Source organism: Mesorhizobium sp. M0618, from assembly GCF_040320765.1.
GTDB lineage: Bacteria > Pseudomonadota > Alphaproteobacteria > Rhizobiales > Rhizobiaceae > Mesorhizobium.
In genome coordinates this window covers 1-16,008 of sequence record NZ_JAMYQH010000056.1, presented here as the reverse complement: position 1 = coordinate 16,008, position 16,008 = coordinate 1, and the positions used below count along the sequence as shown (strand labels likewise).

Here is a 16,008-nt window from a genome sequence, read left to right as displayed (position 1 = left end):
GTGCCTGGCGGGTTCGGCGGCGGCGCGCCACGCCCCCCCCCCCCGCCTGGCCAGCCCCATCGAACCGCCAAGGCGGGCCAACCCCACCTCTCCCCGAGGGGAGAGGAGGTCGTCAGCGCAGGCGCCAGTCTCTTCTCCCCAGCGGGGAGAAGGTGGCCGCGAAGCGGCCGGATGAGGGGGCCTTCCTCACCAAAAAGAGCGTATCCCCATGAAAGAAATCTCCTGCAAGCTGCTGGTCATCGGCGCGGGTCCCGGTGGCTATGTCTGCGCCATCCGTGCCGGGCAGCTCGGCGTCGACACGGTGATCGTCGAGTCGGGCAAACCAGGCGGCACCTGTCTCAATGTCGGCTGTATCCCGTCCAAGGCGCTGATCCATGCGGCGGAAGAGTTCGAGAGGGTCTCACACATGGCGGGCGGCAAGAGCCCGCTTGGCATTTCGCTCACCGCACCGACGCTCGACCTGGCTAAGACGATCACTTGGAAGGACGGCATCGTGAGCCGGCTCAACAGCGGCGTCGCCGGCCTGCTCAAGAAGGCAGGAGTCAAGACCGTGCATGGCTGGGCGAGCTTTCGCGACGGCAAGACTGTGGAGGTCGAGACCGAGACGGGAAGCCAAGTGATCCGCGCCGAGGCGATCGTCATCGCCACCGGCTCGACGCCGGTCGAACTGCCGTTCCTGCCCTTTGGCGGTCCGGTGATTTCCTCAACCGAGGCGCTGGCACTCGGTGAGGTGCCAAAAAAACTTGCCGTCGTTGGTGGCGGCTATATCGGACTGGAACTCGGCATGGCCTTCGCCAAGATGGGCGCCAAAGTGACCGTTGTGGAAGCCCTGCCGCGGGTGCTGGCGCAATACGACGCGGAGCTGACCCGGCCGGTCGTCAAGCGGCTCAACGCACTCGGCATCGAGGTGATGCTGGGTGCCAAGGCCAAGGGGCTTTCAACCAAGGGCGACGCGCTGCTGATCGAGACATCGGACGGCAAGAGCGCCAAGGTCGCCGCCGACAAGATCCTGGTGACGGTCGGCCGCAAGCCGGTGACCGAAGGCTGGGGGCTCGACCAGATCGACCTTGATATGGCTGGAAAATTCATCCGCATCGACGAGCAGTGCCGCACCTCGATGCGCGGCATCTTTGCCATCGGTGACGTCACCGGTGAGCCGATGCTGGCGCACCGGGCGATGGCCCAGGGCGAGATGGTCGCCGAGATCATCGCCGGTCACAAGCGCAACTGGGACAAGCGCGCCATTCCCGCCGTTTGCTTCACCGATCCGGAACTCGTCACCGCTGGTCTTTCACCGGAAGAGGCCAGGGCTCTGGGCGGCGAGATCAAGATCGGCATGTTCCCGTTCGCCGCCAATGGCCGGGCGATGACGAAGCTGGGCGAAGACGGCTTCGTCCGCGTGGTGGCGCGGGCCGACAACCATCTGGTGCTTGGCATCCAGGCGGTCGGGAAAGGTGTGTCGGAACTGGCGGCGTCATTCGGGCTGGCGCTGGAGATGGGCGCGCGGCTGGAGGACATTGCCGGCACGATCCATGCGCATCCGACGCAGGGCGAAGGGTTCCAGGAAGCGGCGCTCAAGGCGCTGGGGCACGCGCTGCATATTTGAGGATGCTTACCCTCCCCCTTGTGGGGAGGGTCGATCCGCGAAGCGGAGCGGGGTGGGGTCCTCGCCGACCGTCAGCGCTCACCCCACCCCGTCTCGCAGTCTACGCTTCGCTACGCATGCGAGCCGACCCTCCCCACAAGGGGGAGGGTGAAGAACTTCAGCTCGCCAGCCGGCTCACCATCTCGTGCTGGGCATAGGCGCGGCCGAAGCGGTTGGCTAGGAATGCGTCGAGCGCGATGTCTTCCTGCTTGACGAAGCCGGTCGCCGGCAGGCTGCCGTCGGCCAGCATGTCGAGCACGGCGCAGATGCCGGATGCGGTGGTGATCTGGATGGCGCTGCGCACCGTGTCGCCGACACGCTTCGAGTAGATCTTGTTGGCGTAGGTCTCCTGCAGCAGGCGGCCGTTCTTGCGGCCCGAGACGGTGACGAAGACGATGACCACATCCTGCAGCGTCGCCGGCAGGGCGCTCTCGAAAATGTCCTTCAGCACGTCGCGGCGGTGGCGCAGGCCAAGGTCGTTGAGCAGCGCCTTCATGATCGCGGCGTGGCCGGGGTAGCGGATGGTGCGGTAGTTCAGCGTGCGCACCTTGCCCTTCAGCGTCTCGGCCAGCGTGCCAAGCCCACCGGAGGTGTTGAAGGCTTCGTAAGTGACGCCGTCGAGTGAGAATTCCTCGCGCTCCTCCAGCGGCGGCACCTCGACCAGTTCGCCCTCGACGATCGCCTCGCAGGGCTCGCAATATTCGTTGATGACGCCGTCGGTGCTCCAGGTCAGATTGTAGTTCAACGCATTGGACGGGTATTGCGGCAAAGCGCCGACGCGCATGCGCACGCTTTCGAGCGTGTCGAATCGGCTGGCGAGATCGTTGGCGACGATCGAGATGAAGCCCGGCGCCAGGCCGCATTGCGGAATGAAGGCGTTTCTGCCGGAGCGCGCCAATTCCTTGACGCGGCGGGTCGAGACGACATCCTCGGTCAGGTCGAGATAGTGCACGCCGGCACTGGCCGCTGCCTCGGCGATGCGGGTGGTCAGATGGAAGGGAGCGGCGCTGAGCACCGCGAATTTGCCGGCGAGGGCGGCTTCCAGCGTGCCGGATGCCTCGATGTCGAGCTCCAGCGTCGCGACCGTGGCCGGCAGTTCGGCGGAAGCGAGCTGTGCTGCCGAGCGGTCGACGAGCGTGACCTGATAATCCCCCGTGGCGGCGAGCATCTCGGCAATGGTCGAGCCGATCTTTCCGGCGCCGACAACGACAATTTTCTTCATGACCGATCCCTCACTGATTGTAAGCCCAGATTCGCAGCTTGCCCGTCGAATGGAAGCGTGGTTTTGTTCGAAACGAAACCATCTATTGGCTAGTCTGCCGAGAAGAATCGTCGAAATGCTCAGTGACGCCGAACAAGCCCTGCTTTCCCTGCTGCGCGAGAATGCGCGCGCCTCGACCGCCGAGCTGGCGCGGCGGCTTGGCGTCTCGCGGACCACGGTACAGAGCCGGATCGAACGGCTGGAGCAGCGCGGCATCATATCAGGCTATGGCGTGCGGCTGGCGCCGGACTACGAGCAGGGGCTGGTGCGGGCACATGTGCTGCTCACCGTGACGCCCAAGCTCGCCGACAAGGTGGTGCGCGCCCTGCGCGGCCTGGCGACGGTCAGGACGCTGCATTCGGTCAGCGGCAATTTCGACATGATCGTCATCGTCGACGCGCCGTCGATCCGCGACCTCGACATGCTGCTCGACCAGATCGGCGCCATGGACGGAGTCGAACGGACTTTGTCGTCGATCATCCTGTCGACGCGGATTGATCGGTGAGGGTCGACGCTGCCAATCTCCCCCCTTGCGGGGGAGATGGCCGGCAGGCCAGAGGGGGGTGCTCAGGCGCTAGCCTCGGCCATCTGCGCCGTGTGACAGATCGACAGGTCGGCGGGACAGCACCCCCCTCTGCCTTGCCAGGCATCTCCCCCGCAAGGGGGGAGATTGGCCGTCACTTCGGCTTTCGCCAATTTCCTTACCTCAGGCATTGGACGAATGGTTCATTTCGCCTACCAATCCAGCGCCGGCGGAAAGCTCACCGCCACCTCAAGGCCAGGCCGACAATCCTCAAGCGTAATCGATGCGCCATGCAGGTCGGCGATGGCCCTGACAAGGCTGAGACCCAGCCCGCTGCCCGGCGTCGAGCGGCTGTGGTCCAGCCGGTAAAGCCTCTGGAACACTTTCTCGCGCTCTTCCGCCGGAATGCCGGGACCGTTGTCGGCGACACCGGCAACGACGCGTTCGCCCTGGCGCGTCGCCGACAGCTTTATCGTCGTGCCCGATGGACAATGGCGTAGCGCGTTCTCGACCAGATTGGCGAACATCTGCGTCAACAGCTCGCGATCGCCATGGATCAGGTCCGTCGTTTCCTGTGATTGCGCCAACGACAGCGACTTTCCGTCGTCCTCGGCCACGTCGGCATAGATCTCGGCGATGGTTTGCAACACCTCGCCCAGATCGACATCGCTGAACCGCGCCCGGCGGGCGCCGGCCTCGATCTGCGCGATACGCAGCAGCGCATCGAAGGTCTCGTTGATCTGCAGGCTCTCGGCATGCGCCTCGGCCAGTTCAGCCGCGATCTTCTGGCCCGACAGATTCTTTTCCGATGCGGTGTCGAGGATCATCTGCAACCGGTTGAGGGGCGTCTTCAGATCGTGGGCGATGTTGGCGCTGACCTGTTTCATGCCTTCGACCAGTGCCGACAGGCGATCGAGCGCGGCATTGACCTGGCTGGAGACGATGTCGATGTCGTCGCCCTTGCCGGTCAGCGGAATGCGGGTGTCCAGCCGTCCATGCGAGACATCCACCATGGTGGCGGCGATGCCGTCGAGACGGCGCTGGACTCGCGAAGCCAGCAGGGCGCCGCCGGCGACCGCCAGCCCGGTGATGATCAGGGTTCCCCAGCCAAAGCTCATCAGCACGATCCTCTCCAGCTCCTCCGTCTCGGAAAGGCTGAAGGCGACGGTCAAGGTGTTGCCGCCGACCGGGCCGGAATAGGCGCGGTACTCGGCGCCGGGCGGCACGCCGGGCATTTCGGTGTCGAACATCGAGAAGCCGTCGGGAAGCCCTGCCGCGGTGAAGTTGCCGGCCAGGCGATTGCCCGTCGCGTCGGTCAGCGAAAACAGCTGCTCCTTCTTGAGGCTGCGCAGGGAGTGGCTGCCGACGGTCTCAACCAGCTCCTTGAGATCGTTCTCGGCATAGGTCGCGGCGACGACCGCGTAGGTCTCCTTGATGGTGTCGTCGAGCCGCTCGGCAAGATCGGCGCTCATCATCTGGTAGACGATGGCGCCAGACAGGACGAAGGCCAGCACGAACAGGAAGGCGAAGGTCAGGGCCAGCCGGAACGGCGTGCTGCGCAGCAGGCGGGACCATGTTCCGGTCATGACGGCGCGTGCAGGCTGTAGCCGGTGTTGCGGACGGTGTGGATGAGCTGGGTTTCGAAGGGCTTGTCGACCTTGGCCCGCAGCCGGCTGATATGGGTCTCGACGACGCTGGTCCTGGGATCGAAATGAAAATCCCAGACGCGCTCCAGAAGCATGGTGCGGGTGATGACACGGCCTTCGCCGCGCATCAGCACTTCCAGCAGGCTGAATTCCCGCGGCTGCAGGTCGATCGGCTGGCGCTGCCTGGTGACCCGCCGCATGATCAAGTCCATTTCGAGGTCGGCGACCCGCAGGACGGTTTTCTGCTCCTGCGCCGCTGGCCGCCGGCCAAGCGCGTTGATGCGGGCGAGAAGTTCGGAAAAGGCGAAGGGCTTGACCAGATAGTCGTCGCCGCCGGCCTCGAGCCCCTCGACGCGGTCGTCGATGCCGCCGACCGAGGTGAGAAAGATCGCCGGCGTCCGTACGCCCGCGGCGCGCACCGCCTTGACCATCGACAGGCCGTCGAGACCGGGGATCATCCGATCGGCGATGATCACGTCGTAATTGCCCCGGGTCGCCGCGAACAGCGCGTCATGTCCGTTGCGCAGCAGGTCGCAGACATGGCCGGCTTCGGTCAGTCCCCTGACGATATAGTCGGCCGTCCTGTGGTCGTCCTCGACGAGAAGCAGTCGCATGAAAGGTCCGGTCCGTTGCCGAGATGGAGAGGCTATCACCGGCACGGGCTTGTTCCTAGGATGTCACGACGCGCAGGTATGGTGGCGCTTTCGTCATACATTCGCGATTGGCGGAAGCTTTCCTGGCTTCGTCCTTGGGATGCCGTGACATCTCCGAGCCGCGTAGCGATGCGGAACCCGACGCCCGCGGGACAGCACCCCCCTCTGCCCTTCCGGGCATCTCCCCCGCAAGGGGGGAGATCGGCAGCTTCGATCCCCCCACCCCTCTTGCAACTCTTGCAACATTCGAGGATTGGCGAAAGCGGAGGTACAGTCAATCTCCCCCCTTGCGAGGGAGATGGCCGGCAGGCCAGAGGGGGGTGTGAAGGATCGCTACTGAAGAAAACTTCCATTCTGCTCTGCACTTGGTCAGCGCACGCACACGCTGAGGTCAATCCGATTCCAGGAGGATCTCATCGGCCTCGTCGCCCTTCAGGGTCATGTGCAGGACGAGCGCAATGATACAGCCGAGGAAGAGCAGGCTGGTGAAGATGGTGCCGAGACCCAGGCCGCCATGCCTGGCCGACCGCGACAGCAGGTCGCCGAAGGAAGCGCCGAGCGGCCGCGTCAGGATATAGGCGAGCCAGAAGGCTTGGATGCCGTCGAGACTGAGCAGCCAGTAGGCGAGCGCTATCAGCGCGATGACGCCGCCGAACAGCAGCCCCGATGTGAGATAGCCCATGTCGAAGCTTTCGGCGACGAGGTCGCCGGCGGCGGTGCCGAGCGCGAAGGTCAGCAGGATCGCCAGCCAGTAGAAGATCTCGCGCCTGGTGGTGAAGATGGTGTGGATCGACAGCGTCCTTTCGCTGGCGTACCAGACCGCGAATGTCGCAGCGAGCGCGACCGAGAAGGCGATGGTTGCCGTCTGCAGGCGCACGCCGAAACTGTCGACGAGGCTGTCCGTCACCAGCGTGCCGACGATGCTGATCAGCACCACCGCCGGCCAATAAGCCCACGGCACATAGCGTTTCCGCGTAAACTGCAGGACAAGGGCCGTGGTCAGGACGCCGGTCATGATCAGCGAGGTGGCGGTCAGCCCAAGCCCGATTGTGTCGGCAAGATAATCCGCCGCGGTCTCGCCGGTGGTGACCGCCATCAGCTTGACCAGCCAGAAGTCGAGGGTGACCTCGGGAACCCTGCTGTGGCTCGGTGCGGCGGGTTGTTGCCTGTTGGGCGCGAGCATGGCTGAAGTCCAGAGGTCGACGGTTGCGGCGGGGCGGTGGCGATCCACCCCGCGCATCGTAAGCAAACGAGTTCACACCGGCCTGTCCGGCGGCATACAAATTCGTAAGAATGGCGCGCAAAAGACATTGGGAATGCCTGGCGGTGCGTTTGATGGAATGCGGCGCCTTGCATCCGCCATTGCTGCTCAACGGCGCGCTGATGGCGGGCGCGATGCCGGGCCCCGCACGTTCGGCCCATCTTGCGCTCTGGCGATCGGTGGTTCTAGCTGCCGAGCGGATGCGGCATGTAGCCGACGAAGCCGGCGATCTTCCAGCTGCCGCCGACCTTGCTGCAGAAATACAGCGTCTGCCATTTCAAGCGGTCGACGCTGCCGTCCGCCTTGGCAACCGAGCCGTCGAATTTCTTGTGCAGCACGGCGCGGTCGCCGTCGACATCGATGTCGCGCATGTTGGTGACGCGAAACAGCGCCTCGCGCAGCGGCTCGGCGAATTTGGTCGCCGCCGTCTCTTTGGCCTGGCGCAGCCATTCGTCGCGATAGACGTCGAGCCTTGGAAACTGCAGCCGCCAGGCGTCGGCATTGCTGAGGAAATGCGCATGCATGCCGAAGAAGCTCTCGGCGACGAAATCATCCTCGACCATGGCCCAGTCCTGGCCGATGAAGGCGTCGATGTCGCGCCGCACCAGCATTTCCCAGAGCGCGTGGCGATCGGCATCGCCTGATGAAAACGGGTTCTTGTCGTAGGTCATTGCTGCTGTCTCCGGTCCGGCAAATGCGTCTGTGCGTTGCGGCTGCAGGGCAGCCCGACAGCGCGCACGATGCAAGCGCCTCTGTAATAAAGCAACATGGATTCCGAAGAATGTTGCTTTCCAACAAGGCCCCTATGAGGATCGTCCCGATCGGGGTAAATGTCGACGCAGGCGGGCGCTGCCATGGCACCCCGTCCTGTCATCAGAGGAGGCTTGTCCCTTGCCGAAAAAGTGTTTTGGAACATCGCATGTGCCGTTGTCGCCAGCCGTGCGGGCCGGCGATCTCGTCTATGTCTCGGGCCAGGTTCCCGTCGGAAGCGACGGCATCGTGGTCAAAGGCGGCATATCGGAACAGACCGAGCAGGTGCTCGCCAACATCAAGGCCGCGCTCGCGCTGGCCGGCTGCACAATGGACGATGTGGTGAAGACCACGGTCTGGCTGGAAGATGCGCGCGATTTCGGCGCCTTCAACGCGGTCTATGCCCGGCATTTCCCCAAAGACCCGCCGGCCCGCACCACGGTCGAATCGCGGCTGATGATCGATATCAAGATCGAGGTCGAGGCGGTCGCCTACCGGCCGCTGTAGGCAAAGCAACGAAGCGGAGGTGACCCCAATGCAATTCGACCTCCTGCTGAAGGGCGGACGGCTGATCGATCCGGCCGCCGGCATCGACGCGCTGCGTGATGTCGCCGTCGCCAATGGCCGCGTTGCCGCGGTCGACGCCGATATCCCGGCGGACAGCGCCGCGCGGATCGTCGATGCCGGCGGCTGCATCGTCACGCCTGGCCTGGTCGACCTGCACAGCCACGTCTATTGGGGCGGCACGTCGCTTGGCGTCGATGCCGATCGGCTGGCCGCCAAGAGCGGCACCACGACCTTCATCGATGCAGGCAGTGCGGGAGCCGGCAATTTCCTCGGCTTCCGCCGCCATGTCATGGAGCGGTCGAAGGTCCGCATCCTGGCCTATGTCAACATTTCCTTTGCCGGCATTTTCGGCTTCTCGCAGACGGTGTCGGTCGGCGAGTGCAGCGACCTCAGGCTGTGCGAGCCGCGCGAGGTGGTGGCGGCGGTGCGTGAACACCGCGATGTCGTGGTCGGCGTAAAAGTCCGTTCCGGCAAGCATGCCGGCGGCACCAGCGGCATCGCCCCGGTGGATCTGGCGCTGGAGGCCGCCGACCAGGCCGGCCTGCCGCTGATGGCGCATATCGACGAGCCGCCGCCCGGCCGCTCGGAAGTGCTGCCGCGCCTGCGCAAGGGTGACATCCTCACCCACTGCTTCCGGCCGTTTCCCAATGCGCCGGTGTTCGCCTCCGGCGCGGTGCGGCCCGACATGCGGCTGGCGCGCGAGCGCGGCGTCATCTTCGACATCGGCCACGGCATGGGCTCGTTCGATTTCGCCGTCGCCCGCGCCATGCTTGAGGAAGGGCTGGCCCCGGACGTGATCTCGAGCGACGTGCATCTCTACTGCGTCGATGGGCCGGCCTTCGACATCCTGGTCTGCATGTCGAAGCTGCTGGCGCTCGGCATGCCGCTGGTCGAGGTCCTGCGCGCCGCCACGCAAGCGCCGGCGAGGGCGATCGCGCGGCCTGATCTCGGCACGCTGGCGGTGGGCACCGTCGGCGATGTCGCCGTGCTCCGGCAGCGCCCGGGCCGCTTCACCTTTGTCGATGCGGTCGGCGCGTCATTGGTCGCCGACCAGAGGCTGGTGTCGGAAGGCATCGTTATCGGCGGCACCTGGTGGCCGAACGAGGCGGCTGATCACAACGAGACCGAGCGTTTCGTGGCGCAGGCGTCGCATACGCATGTCGAGGTGGCGGCGAGGCACTTTGGGCACCGGCATGAGTGAAAGTTCTGCGCGACTTCGTCATCCACGGGCGGAGCGGAAGCGAAGCGGACGCGCAGACCCGAGGATCCATGCCGTGACCATTGCCGAAGAATGCGACGGATCAGGATGGTTGTTCGATAGGCCCTTCATCGCCGTTGGTGCATTGAAAGCCGATTCTGGTCCGCTTTCGCGTGCACGAATGGCGCGGCATGGATCCTAGGGTCTGCGCCGCGTCGCTTCGCTCCTTGCTTCGCCCTAGGATGACGAATCCATAGGACGCTCGTTGCTTGAATTGCTCGGTGCCCCGTAAACCGGCGTCTCAATCCCTTCCATCCGCGCCTTGATCTGCAGCGCGACATATTTCGAATAGAAACGCGACAGCGCCAGATTGCCGCCGTGGAACCACAGTGCTTCCTGCGCGGTCGGCTTCCACATGTTGCGCAGCTCGCCTTGCCACGGTCCGGGGTCGCCCTTGACGCCCGAGCCGAGACCCCAGCACGGGCCGACCTTGTCGGCGACTTCGCGCGAGACGATCGCGGCGACATTCTCGTTCATCGACTGATAGCCGGTGCAGGCGATGATGGCGTCGGCGGCGAGTTCGCTGCCGTCCTCGAACAGGATGCCGCTCGGGGTCAGCGATTTGATGGCGACGCCGCTGCGGATGCCGATCTTGCCGTCGATGATCAGGTCGGAAGCGCCGACATCGATATAGTAGCCGGAGCCGGTGCGGTAGGCCTTCATCAGAAGGCCGGTCTCGTCGTCGCCGAAATCGAGGGCGAAGCCGGCGGCGCGCAAGCGGTCATAAAAGGCCGCGTCGCGCGCCTTGATCACCTCGTAAAGCGCCCGCTGGCCCTTGGGCACCAGCGCGAACGGTGTCGAGGCGACGATCATGTCGGCTTTCTCGGTGGTGATGCCGCGCGCCAGTGCGTCTTCCGAGAAGATCTCGAAGCCGACCTCCATCAGCGTGCTCGATTTGACCACCGTCGTCGGTGAACGCTGGATCATGGTGACCTCGGCGCCGCTTTCCCAGAGGTCGACGCAGACATCGTGGCCGGAGCTTGCCGCGCCGATGACAGCGACACGTCTGCCCCGGAATTTCTCGCCGCTGGCATACTGGCTGGAGTGCAGCAATTCGCCCTTGAACCGGTCGGCGCCCGGAAGATCGATCCGCCGTGGCGGGCCGTAGGCGCCGGTGGCGAAGACGATGTGCTTGGGCTTCAGCGTGATCTGCCGGCCGACGCGGTCGACGACCACGGTCCAGACTTTTTCGGCCTCATCATAGGACGCGCTGAGGCATTTGGTGGCGACCCAGTAATTGAGCTCCATGACGTGCGTGTACATTTCCAGCCAGTCGCCCATCTTGTCCTTGGGCGTGAATACCGGCCAGTTTTCGGGGAAGGGGATGTAGGGCAGATGGTCGTACCAGACCGGATCGTGCAGCACGAGCGTGCGATAGCGGTTGCGCCAGGAATCGCCCGGCCGCGCATTTTTCTCGATGACGATGGTCGGCACGCCGAGCTGGCGCAGCCGCGCCCCCAGCATGATGCCGCCCTGGCCGCCGCCGATGACCAGGCAGTAGGGCTGTTCCTCGTTGCCTAGCTCGCGCGTCTCGCGCGCCCGCGCCTCCGACCAGGTCTCGCGCTGGGGATCGGCCTTGTGGCGCACGCCGAGTGGCCGGTCTGCGCCCTTGCGCTCCTCGAACCCTTTCAGGTCTGTCATCGCCGTGAACAATGTCCGGCAGCGGCCGTCGCGCAGCCGCATGATGCCTTCGCCTGACGCCACCGCGGTTTCGAAGCTGAACCAGGCCTCGATGGTGCCCTCCTCCGAAGTTGCCTCGCCGATCAGCTGCCATGCCCTGGGCTTGGCCGTCGCCAGCGTCGTCGCCACCATGTCGGCGATCGCCTCGCGGCCTTCCATGGTCGTGATGTTCCAGGTGAAGGTCAGGAGATCGCGCCAGTAGCAGTCATCGACAAACAGGTTGGTCGCGGCCGCCGCGTCTCCCGCTTCGAGTGCCTTGGCAAAGGACCCGAGCCATGCGGCTGCCTGTTTCGATGGGGCTATCTCGAGCATGTCTTTCCCTCTTCCTGCAACACGCCGCACACGGCGTAAAAATCTCAATTGTCGAACGCGGCGCCGCCCCTCATCCGCCTGCCGGCACCTTCTCCCCGTGAACGGGGAGAAGGGAGCTAGTCTCCGAGCGGCTCCATCTCCTTGCCGGTGCGGTGGATCTGGGCGTTGTATTTGATGCGGCGCACCGTCTCGCGGGCCGAGCCGTCGAGCTTGTAGGCCGAGGCCACCGCCAAAAGGTCGATCGCCGCCAGGAAGGCGAAGCGCGAGGCCGTCGGCTTCAGCGTGTCAGGGTATTCCGGGACCGCCACCGTCAGCCTGACGTCGCAGGCGCGGGCGAGCTCGGTGTCGGGCGCGGTCACGGCGATCGCATTGGCGCGGTAGTGCTTGGCGAGTTCGACGGCCTCGATCACCTCGCGGGTGCGTCCCGTCGCCGAAATGGCGATCACCAGATCGCCCGGCTTGAGCGTCGAGGCGGTCATGCGCATCAGATAGGGGTCGCACTGGGCGCTGACTGTGATGCCGTAGCGGAACAGCCGGTATTGGGTTTCCTGCGCCAGCGCCGAGGAGCTGCCGCCGAGGCCGAAGACCGTAACCTGGCGCGCCTTGGCGATCAGCTCGGCGGCTTTCTGCAGCTGCGCCGGGTCGAGCTGCCGCTCGGCCTCCTGCAGCGCCCGGCGCGCCTCGCCGAACACGGCGTTCCAGAACGGCATGCCATTGTCATTGCTGACGGAGGGCGACTTGGCCAGATAGAGCGCGCCGACGACGAGGCTCTGCGCCAGCTTCAGCTTGAAGTCACGCACACCCTCGCAGCCGATGGCGCGGCAGAACCGGGTCACCGTCGGTTCGCTGACCCCGGCGCGCTGGGCAAGGGCGGCGTTGGACGCGTCGACGGCATATTTGACGTCGTCGAGCACGACGTCGGCGACACGCCGTTCGGCAGGGCGCAATTCGCTGTAGGAATCCTTGACCAGCGAAATGATGTCGGGAATGCGCCGGACAGGATCGCGCCCCTCGGTATCGGGGTCTGGAACAGGCTCGTCCTGGCTGCCAGCTTCGGTCATGGGGTCCTGGTCTTTCCCTGGGTTGCGAGGCTGCCGTCTTAGCATGTTTGCACGCCTTGGCTCCACGTGCCCGACCGCATCGCAACCGCAGCGTGTCGTTGGGTAAAGCTCACCTTCCTCCTCTCCTCTCCGGTCCGTGTCAGTCCAGAAGTATGTAGGAAAGCAACATGCATTTCAAGGGCGTGAAAACACCATTAAAACAACCAGATAGGTGTATCACCCGATTTTCGTGGTACAGTTATCATCGCCGGCGCTTGACAGGAAAGTAGGATAGTTACAGACTGATTTTCGCTGGGATGAGCCAATGGATCATCGCGCAACTTCCCGGGGGGCAGATGAACACGGGCGATGCAAAAAAGCCGAAGCTTGGCGTGCAAGCCGCGACCAAGATCTATCACACGGCCTCCGGCGACCTGCTGGCGCTGGACCGCTGCAGCCTCGATGTCAGCGCCAATGAAATCGTTTCGATCGTCGGTCCTTCCGGGTGCGGCAAGACCACTCTTTTGTGGTCGATGTCGGGCCTGCACAGCCTGACCAGCGGTGAAATCCAGCTCGACGGCAAGACCATCACCGGCCCGCATCCCGATATCGGCATCGTTTTCCAGGAAGCGAACCTTTTGCCGTGGCGCAATCTCGACGCCAACATCCGCTTCCCCTTCGAGATCAAGGGCGAGAAGCCGGACCGGGCGTGGATCGCGCATCTGCTCAACCGCGTCGGGCTCGACGGTTTCGGCGGCAAGTTTCCGCGCGAGCTGTCGGGCGGCATGCAGCAGCGGGCGGCGATCGTGCGGGCGCTGGCGCTTAAACCCTCGGTGCTGCTGATGGACGAGCCGTTCGGCGCGCTCGACAGTTTCACCCGCGAGGAGATGAACCGTCTGGTCGAGGAGATCTGGCTCGACACCAAGACAACCATCGTCTTCATCACCCACTCGATCGAGGAAGCGATCTTCCTCTCCGACCGGGTCGTGGTGCTGAGCGCCCGGCCTGGCCGCGTCGCCAAGGAGTATCGCGTGCCGTTTCCCCGGCCACGCTCGCTGGAGATCATGGCGACGAAGGAGGTCTTCGACCTCACCAACCGTATCAAGATGGACATTGTCGGCGAACGCACGCGGCCAAAAGCCCCGGAGCGCCCGAGCGCGGAGATCGTGAGGATCAGGCCGTGAGCGACACGATCCCGGAATTCTCGAAAACCAAGTCCGGCGACGGCCAAGAGGTCAGCCTGACCAATCTGTCGGCCTTCGCCAGCGGCCCCGGCATCAAGTCGGGCAAGGAGGTGGCGGCCATTCTTGCCGTGGCGGTGATCATCATCGGCGGCATCGAACTGGCGCTGCGGCTGTTTCATGTGCCGCTCTACATCATGCCGCCGCCAAGCTCGATCGCCTATGCGCTGTTCGACGAGTTTCCGCTGATCGCGCCGCATCTCGGCTACACGCTGGTCGAGCTGTTGTCCGGTTTTGCGATCGGCGCCGTCATAGGCCTTGTTCTAGCCGCCGTCATCACCCAGTTTCCGTTCGCCGAGAAAATCGTCGCGCCCTACATTTTGCTTTTGGTCACGACGCCGATGCTGGCGCTGGTGCCGCTGCTGATCCTGCGCTTCGGCTTCGGCTACACGCCGCGCATCATCGCGGTGGCGCTGGCCGCCGGGCCGATGGTGATGATCAATGCCGCGACCGGCTTTCGCCGCGTCGACAGCGCCAAGATCGCGCTGGCGCGCTCCTATGGCGCCAGCACCTTGCAGATCTTCTGGAAGATCCGCGCGCCGATGGCGCTGCCGATGATCCTGGTCGGGCTGATGATTGGCGCCATCTTCGGCCTGCTGACAGCGGTCGGCGCCGAAATGGTCGGCGGCGGTTTCGGCCTCGGCAACCGGCTGACGACCTATTCGTCGATGATCCAGATGCCGCAGTTCTTCGCGGTGGTGCTGATCCTGTCGACGCTCGGCATCCTGATCTACGTGCTGTTCTTCCTGATCGGCAAGAAATGGGCGAGCTGGGAGGCTTGAACACAAAGGGTAAGACGACGCCCGGGAGGCGGGCGGCAAGAGACCGACATCAAACAAAAAAGGGGAATGCCATGACCAAAGAGAACTCGATCAACCCGGCGGGGATCAGCCGCCGCACTTTCCTGCAGGTGACCGGCGCCGGGCTGGTGACCGCGACGGCGCTTGGCGCCACTGGCCTAAAGGCCAGGGCCGAACCTTATGGAAAATTCACCTGGATCTCGCCGCGCGGCACCCTCGAAGTGCTCGACGACTATCCCTACTGGGCAGCCAAGAAGGCCGGCTATTTCGACGGGCTGGACACCGACATGCAGCCGGGGCCGTCGGACGGTACCGCGACGGTGAAGTTCGTCGATGTCGGCCAGGCCGATATGGGCTTCCCGTCGCCCGGCGTGTTCTCCTTTGCCATCCAGAACGGCATGAAGCTGAAGTCGGTGTTCCACATGGGCGCCCGCGACACGTTCAGCATCGCCTTCCGCAAGGGCGAGGGGTCGAACGATCTGAAGAAGCTGGAAGGCAAGACCATCCTGCTCGGCTCCGCCGCCTGGCAGTCGATCACCGACCCGCTGCTGGCCGCACAAGGCGTCGACATCAAGAAGGTGAAATATGTCGAGGCCGGCTGGCCGACCTGGGGCACGGCGCTGGCCGGCGGCCAGGGCGACGCCGCTTTGGCATGGGAAGGGCTGCGTGCCGAATGGATCGCCAAGGGGCTCGACTTCGAATACTGGCTCGGCGTGCAGAATTCCAAGCTGCCGGCCAACACCTTCGTCGTGCGCGCCGCCGATCTCGAGGATCCCGACCGCAAGGCGTTCCTGGAAAAGTACCTGCGCGGCTGGGCGATGGGCCTTGAATTCGGCTACCAGAATCCACGGGCCGCCGTCGAAGCGGTGTTCGAGCAGTTCCCGACGCTGGCCAAGAATCTCGGACCCGAGCTCGGCACCACCTCGATCCTGCAGCAGATCAATGTCTTCCGTGGCGACATGGACAAGCGCGGCGGCTGGGGCTCGCACGACATGGCGAGCTGGCAGGGCTTCTTCGACGAGATCCACAAGATCGGCCAGATCACCGCTCCGGTGAAGGCCGAGGATGTCTGCACCAACGATCTGATCGGCCCGGCCAATGATTTCGACAAGGCCAAGGTCAAGGCCGATGCCGACGGATACAAGCTGTCGGAAGGCTTCGCCGCGCTCGATGTCGAGAAGATCAAGGCCCATCTGTTCGATTCGGCGATCAAGTAGGGGCGCAAACGGATCATGCCGGCGCCGCCCCTCATTGCCCTGCCGGGCTCCTTTCCTCTCCCTCCGGAGGGGGGAGAGCGACTATCTGGGGTGTCAAGTTGCAATTACGAACTCGTTGCGCGCATCGCGTGCTTTTGCATTGAGGATGACCAGG

General features: G+C 64.5%; 14 protein-coding genes. 7 read left to right on the top strand and 7 right to left on the bottom strand.

The genetic code is table 11. From position 1 onward, the window contains the following. The first annotated feature begins 208 nt into the window (after nt 1-208). A complete protein-coding gene (lpdA, locus tag NKJ04_RS32905; protein ID WP_352679993.1) occupies nt 209-1,606 on the top strand; it encodes a dihydrolipoyl dehydrogenase in 1,398 nt (465 codons plus the stop codon). A 157-nt stretch (nt 1,607-1,763) separates the two neighbouring features. Here lpdA and NKJ04_RS32900 read toward each other — a convergent pair whose 3' ends face one another. Further along, entirely contained in the window at nt 1,764-2,867 is a 1,104-nt protein-coding gene (locus tag NKJ04_RS32900) for a saccharopine dehydrogenase family protein (RefSeq protein ID WP_128305951.1), read from the bottom strand. Nucleotides 2,868-2,982: 115 nt separating this feature from the next. On the opposite strand from NKJ04_RS32900, the gene NKJ04_RS32895 reads away from it, so the two are divergent. Continuing rightward, nucleotides 2,983-3,411 carry an Lrp/AsnC family transcriptional regulator gene (locus NKJ04_RS32895; RefSeq protein ID WP_023813397.1) on the top strand — a complete coding sequence of 143 codons (429 nt, stop codon included), beginning with the start codon at nt 2,983-2,985 and terminating at the stop codon, nt 3,409-3,411. A 230-nt stretch (nt 3,412-3,641) separates the two neighbouring features. Here the strand turns inward: NKJ04_RS32895 and NKJ04_RS32890 are convergent, their stop codons facing one another. The 4 genes from NKJ04_RS32890 to NKJ04_RS32875 all read right to left on the bottom strand — a co-directional run bounded on the left by NKJ04_RS32890 (nt 3,642) and on the right by NKJ04_RS32875 (nt 7,660). Then, a complete protein-coding gene (locus NKJ04_RS32890; protein ID WP_352612551.1) occupies nt 3,642-5,015 on the bottom strand; it encodes a HAMP domain-containing sensor histidine kinase in 1,374 nt (457 codons plus the stop codon). After that, nucleotides 5,012-5,689: a winged helix-turn-helix domain-containing protein gene (locus NKJ04_RS32885; protein ID WP_352556153.1), complete on the bottom strand. Its 678-nt coding sequence runs from the start codon at nt 5,687-5,689 to the stop codon at nt 5,012-5,014. The genes NKJ04_RS32890 and NKJ04_RS32885 overlap by 4 nt, the downstream gene beginning before the upstream one ends. Nucleotides 5,690-6,119: 430 nt before the next feature. Then, the gene (locus tag NKJ04_RS32880) at nt 6,120-6,911 is read right to left on the bottom strand and encodes a COG4705 family protein (RefSeq protein ID WP_352679991.1); all 792 of its coding nucleotides are present in this window, start codon (nt 6,909-6,911) and stop codon (nt 6,120-6,122) included. Nucleotides 6,912-7,174: 263 nt separating this feature from the next. Beyond that, the gene (locus NKJ04_RS32875) at nt 7,175-7,660 is read right to left on the bottom strand and encodes a hypothetical protein (RefSeq protein ID WP_352679989.1); all 486 of its coding nucleotides are present in this window, start codon (nt 7,658-7,660) and stop codon (nt 7,175-7,177) included. A 220-nt stretch (nt 7,661-7,880) separates the two neighbouring features. On the opposite strand from NKJ04_RS32875, the gene NKJ04_RS32870 reads away from it, so the two are divergent. Continuing rightward, complete coding sequence (locus NKJ04_RS32870) at nt 7,881-8,246, top strand: RidA family protein (protein ID WP_352679987.1); 366 nt, start codon at nt 7,881-7,883, stop codon at nt 8,244-8,246. A 28-nt stretch (nt 8,247-8,274) separates the two neighbouring features. Then, complete coding sequence (locus NKJ04_RS32865; RefSeq protein ID WP_352679986.1) at nt 8,275-9,507, top strand: amidohydrolase/deacetylase family metallohydrolase; 1,233 nt, start codon at nt 8,275-8,277, stop codon at nt 9,505-9,507. Between the two features lie 234 nt (nt 9,508-9,741). Here the strand turns inward: NKJ04_RS32865 and NKJ04_RS32860 are convergent, their stop codons facing one another. Both NKJ04_RS32860 and NKJ04_RS32855 read right to left on the bottom strand, forming a co-directional pair. Next, the gene (locus tag NKJ04_RS32860) at nt 9,742-11,556 is read right to left on the bottom strand and encodes a flavin-containing monooxygenase (protein WP_352679984.1); all 1,815 of its coding nucleotides are present in this window, start codon (nt 11,554-11,556) and stop codon (nt 9,742-9,744) included. Nucleotides 11,557-11,672: 116 nt separating this feature from the next. Further along, complete coding sequence (locus tag NKJ04_RS32855; RefSeq protein WP_352442372.1) at nt 11,673-12,617, bottom strand: MurR/RpiR family transcriptional regulator; 945 nt, start codon at nt 12,615-12,617, stop codon at nt 11,673-11,675. A gap of 335 nt (nt 12,618-12,952) precedes the next feature. On the opposite strand from NKJ04_RS32855, the gene NKJ04_RS32850 reads away from it, so the two are divergent. The 3 genes from NKJ04_RS32850 to NKJ04_RS32840 all read left to right on the top strand — a co-directional run bounded on the left by NKJ04_RS32850 (nt 12,953) and on the right by NKJ04_RS32840 (nt 15,854). After that, nucleotides 12,953-13,780 carry an ABC transporter ATP-binding protein gene (locus NKJ04_RS32850; RefSeq protein ID WP_352679982.1) on the top strand — a complete coding sequence of 276 codons (828 nt, stop codon included), beginning with the start codon at nt 12,953-12,955 and terminating at the stop codon, nt 13,778-13,780. Continuing rightward, entirely contained in the window at nt 13,777-14,619 is an 843-nt protein-coding gene (locus tag NKJ04_RS32845; RefSeq protein WP_352679980.1) for an ABC transporter permease, read from the top strand. Before NKJ04_RS32850 ends, NKJ04_RS32845 begins: the two co-directional genes overlap by 4 nt. A 71-nt stretch (nt 14,620-14,690) precedes the next feature. After that, on the top strand, nt 14,691-15,854 hold the full coding sequence (locus NKJ04_RS32840; protein WP_352679979.1) for an ABC transporter substrate-binding protein: 1,164 nt from the start codon (nt 14,691-14,693) through the stop codon (nt 15,852-15,854). The last annotated feature ends 154 nt before the right edge of the window (nt 15,855-16,008 follow it).

What these genes read in the sequence shown, in the direction of transcription:
- lpdA (WP_352679993.1), top strand. Translation starts at nt 209, where the DNA reads ATGAAAGAAATCTCCTGCAAGCTGCTGGTCATCGGCGCGGGTCCCGGT.
- NKJ04_RS32900 (WP_128305951.1), bottom strand. Translation starts at nt 2,867, where the DNA reads ATGAAGAAAATTGTCGTTGTCGGCGCCGGAAAGATCGGCTCGACCATT.
- NKJ04_RS32895 (WP_023813397.1), top strand. Translation starts at nt 2,983, where the DNA reads ATGCTCAGTGACGCCGAACAAGCCCTGCTTTCCCTGCTGCGCGAGAAT.
- NKJ04_RS32890 (WP_352612551.1), bottom strand. Translation starts at nt 5,015, where the DNA reads ATGACCGGAACATGGTCCCGCCTGCTGCGCAGCACGCCGTTCCGGCTG.
- NKJ04_RS32885 (WP_352556153.1), bottom strand. Translation starts at nt 5,689, where the DNA reads ATGCGACTGCTTCTCGTCGAGGACGACCACAGGACGGCCGACTATATC.
- NKJ04_RS32880 (WP_352679991.1), bottom strand. Translation starts at nt 6,911, where the DNA reads ATGCTCGCGCCCAACAGGCAACAACCCGCCGCACCGAGCCACAGCAGG.
- NKJ04_RS32875 (WP_352679989.1), bottom strand. Translation starts at nt 7,660, where the DNA reads ATGACCTACGACAAGAACCCGTTTTCATCAGGCGATGCCGATCGCCAC.
- NKJ04_RS32865 (WP_352679986.1), top strand. Translation starts at nt 8,275, where the DNA reads ATGCAATTCGACCTCCTGCTGAAGGGCGGACGGCTGATCGATCCGGCC.
- NKJ04_RS32860 (WP_352679984.1), bottom strand. Translation starts at nt 11,556, where the DNA reads ATGCTCGAGATAGCCCCATCGAAACAGGCAGCCGCATGGCTCGGGTCC.
- NKJ04_RS32855 (WP_352442372.1), bottom strand. Translation starts at nt 12,617, where the DNA reads ATGACCGAAGCTGGCAGCCAGGACGAGCCTGTTCCAGACCCCGATACC.
- NKJ04_RS32850 (WP_352679982.1), top strand. Translation starts at nt 12,953, where the DNA reads ATGAACACGGGCGATGCAAAAAAGCCGAAGCTTGGCGTGCAAGCCGCG.
- NKJ04_RS32840 (WP_352679979.1), top strand. Translation starts at nt 14,691, where the DNA reads ATGACCAAAGAGAACTCGATCAACCCGGCGGGGATCAGCCGCCGCACT.